Raw genomic sequence first — 3,455 nt, 5'->3', positions numbered from 1 at the left:
CGAAGAAAGGCCTAAGAGATCCCTTGGCGGTTTGACGCCGTCAGCCTACGCCAAGACGTTGATGCAAAACCAGTTAAATTAACCCCGGACTCCAAAGCCCAGTGCTACTGAAAACGGGGGGACGTCGACTTCATGCACAGAAATTCTGACACTTACTCCAGACAAGGTATGCAGGGTTAACTCTCTAAGCCAACCAAGAAGCGGCTTAACTCATCATCATCCGGAATGCCGCGCGCGCAGGCAACCCCATCATTACGATCATCTGTAAGGCCAAATTTTGAATCCTTTTTCACAAACACTAGGATCACCACTCATCCCAACCGCAATGCAATTGGAATAAGAACCGATATTTGCAGAAAATTCCCCTACGCCATTTTTCTCAATATTGCTCTTGTCCTTGGCAAGACTCCACTCCAAAGACTCAGGAGTAAACTCCTCGGGTCGGTACGACACTCTCAGAACCACCTTGTTCCGAACACCATCGGAGCGAAGAAACCGCACCAAACTCTCAATCGGCTCCGAGTCCCACACATCGTGGGAATCAACCACCAACATCCTAGCAGGATCATTTTTTAGATCTGAAACGAGGCTCTCGTACTTCTGTTGAAGCTCACGGGTAGAGTGCACAAGTTTCACTGACTCTTTGACATTGCTTAACAATGGAAACTTGGATCCCACCGTGGATACAGAAATGAAAGTAATCAGACACAAACTGATGGCAGCCTTTCTCAAAATCGTTCGTTCGTTTGAAATCAAGGGCTGTCGAATCACCTGCTGCAATAGTAGTAATGCGCCTAGTTGAACACAAAGGACTCCGGGAAAAAGATAGCGATCAATCGTCGAAAGGGGCCAACTCCCACCGTAAGCGGTTATCTGGAACAAGAAAATAACAAACAACCCGACATTGCAATAGATGGCCGTACGCCATGTCCCCAAAAAACTGCTGCCTTGAGCTAGCGCTTGGGAGCGCCTGAAAATAAAAACAAACAGCCAGCTCGCAATCCACGCCCAAAGGAATGGGATTTTCACGGCCACGAGGAAGTTGCTTAAGCGATCGCTCACTGAAACACTATTGGCGTAAATATCTGTTCCGCTAACGCTCAGCCGGTGAAATAAAGTCCAAACAATCCAGACGCCAAGAGCCAGGGGAAGAAAAAATATTGGCCAAACCGCCACACGAGTATGGGCGAACCAAACCGCGCCCAAAATAAGGACGGGAATGACCATGAAGATCAACAAATTTTCCTTGCTTCCAATCACAAGAACCAGCCCCAGAGCCAGTGCCACTGATTGCGCAAGATTTAGTTCGAATCGCGGAGCTTGATAGAGTGCATGAACCGCAAAGAAGGATATCGCCAAACCCAAAACGGCATAAACCTCGGAGGGACCGGCGCGCGCAAAGATATCTGACCAATACCCCCCGCCAATCAATAAAACCAGCACCCCCAGAGATCGCCCAAGTGACCATCCAAAATTTGAAATCAAGAGCGCCAATGAAAGCGCGAAGGAGACGCCAATGGCGGCGCGCAGCAAGTACCACCCATGGGAGTTTTTCCCCCAAATCATCGCTTCCACGAGACGCAAGCCGAAATAGACAGGCCTGTATCTAGGAAAGCTTGCATCACTCGCTATTTCCGTGCGCGAGAGCGCAGCTCGGAAGTGATCCAAGGGTAAATGATCCCCCTCACCAATCAGCCAAACGATCTCATGATCATCAATAAGCCCCCAGCCCGCAAACAGCGTTGTCCCCCACATCAAAAGCGCCATCGCGCCAGCCGCAAGTAGAAGAAACGCTTGGGGAGTTTGCAGGAACTTTTCAGTTTTCATTCGGCTTGATAGATGAGGATGATTTCGCGACTTTTGAGAACGATGACTTGTCAGATGGAACGACTGATCAGCGTGATGCCAATGAGGATTGAGATCATTCCCAGAACGCTATAGGTCGATACCGATTCGTTCAGCACAACTATGCCTATGGTGGATGTCCCCACCATCAACAACCCTGCTGCCACAGGGAAAGCGAAAGACAGCGGCAAGTTCTTCAGAATCACGAAGACCCAAATTGCTGCTCCCAAAACGTACAGGAAAGCACCCGAGACAAAACGAATAGAAAATACTCCATCCCCCGTCTTAAGCAAATAGAGCCCTGAACAACTGACGGCCGTGTAAACCACAAAAATAAGCGCCCAAACTGCAAAATTCACAACAGTTCTTTCTCAATCAAAAATCGAGGGCGGCCTTTTGTGGCAACCAAAACCTGTGCAATGTACTCACCTATGATAGCCAAGCACAGCATTTGAATTCCCCCAAGGAAATAGATCGGAAGCGTTGTGGAGGCCCAGCCCGGCACAACAGCGCCCACAACAATGGCGCGGTACAAGACATAAAGCCCCATGCAGGCACTCAATGCAAAAACCATTAGACCCAACACCGCAATGAGGCGAAGTGGCACAACACTGAAAGAAGTGATGCCATTCAATGCCAACCTCAGCATCTTGACTAAAGAATACTTGGAGCTCCCGGCAAATCGCTCTTTGACATCAAAGTACACAATCTCCGTGCGCAAACCAAGTTGCGCACAAATTGCCCGAAGAAAGGGATTCGGTTCAGTATGTAGCGACAGCCAATCCATAGCCCTCTTACTCAACAATCGGTAGTCGGCATGATTAGGGACTATTGTGACCCCAAAAATTCGCATCAAGGAATAGAAACCACGAGCCGACATTTTTTTGAAAACAGTGTCGGTCGATCTGTCATTACGAACGCCTAAGACAATTTCCGCACCTGCGGAATGCTTCTCCACAAAATTCCGGATCATCCAAGGATCTTGTTGAAGATCTGCGTCTAGGGATATAGAGATATCGCACTTATCTTTCACAGAAATCAGCCCCGCAAGCAATGCGCTTTGGTGACCAAAGTTTTTTGATAGCTTAACACCCCCAATACAATGATTCTTATCTCTTGCAGCTGCAATCAGCATCCATGTAGCATCACTGGATCCATCGTCCACAAAACATAGATAGCTATTATTAGCAATCACCCCCTCGAACGACAAAGACTCAATGATGCTCCAAAGGAGCTTGATTGTTTGCGGAAGAGACTCCTCCTCGTTGTAACAAGGCACGACGACGGCTAATTGAGGAGGTTTTTTATAGTCTTGCATAATTTACTTCTAAAGCAGGGGCGATGCAATTTAATAGCAACTACCTAGTGCGCTATCACGCAAGTAATTATGGCCTACGATCAAACCACCCGTTGTGAACAGCCCCGGTTTTTGGGCTGCTGCTGGTTGAAGCCTGAAGCCGCCTCGAAAACCTGAGCCAGCCAGTGTATTGACCCAGTAAAAAACTGCTCAGGTGTTATCTTTGAAGGAAACACAGATGAGCACACTGATGGAAGACGAGATCAAACGCTGGACAGCCAAGCGCAAAGCCGCTTTGGTCATGGAGATTATT

The 3,455-nt window shown here is 48.2% G+C and carries 3 protein-coding genes; all 3 read right to left on the bottom strand.

The features are described from left to right. Positions 1-258: 258 nt before the first annotated feature. Genes KIK84_RS16420 through KIK84_RS16410 form a run of 3 tightly spaced genes read right to left on the bottom strand, consistent with a single transcriptional unit; the run spans position 259 to position 3,163 of the window. Positions 259-1,827, bottom strand: coding sequence for a hypothetical protein (locus tag KIK84_RS16420; RefSeq protein ID WP_214124203.1), 1,569 nt, complete (start codon positions 1,825-1,827; stop codon positions 259-261). A 50-nt stretch (positions 1,828-1,877) separates the two neighbouring features. Next, a complete protein-coding gene (locus tag KIK84_RS16415) occupies positions 1,878-2,204 on the bottom strand; it encodes a hypothetical protein (RefSeq protein ID WP_214124202.1) in 327 nt (108 codons plus the stop codon). Next, positions 2,201-3,163, bottom strand: a complete 963-nt coding sequence (locus tag KIK84_RS16410) for a glycosyltransferase family 2 protein (protein WP_214124201.1) — start codon at positions 3,161-3,163, stop codon at positions 2,201-2,203. The genes KIK84_RS16415 and KIK84_RS16410 overlap by 4 nt, the downstream gene beginning before the upstream one ends. Between the last annotated feature and the right edge of the window lie 292 nt (positions 3,164-3,455).

It is taken from the genome of Curvibacter sp. CHRR-16 (genome assembly GCF_018474005.1).
Lineage (GTDB): Bacteria > Pseudomonadota > Gammaproteobacteria > Burkholderiales > Burkholderiaceae_C > Allorhodoferax.
Note: the sequence above shows the minus strand (reverse complement) of the source record. Positions and strands in the feature narration are given on the sequence as shown.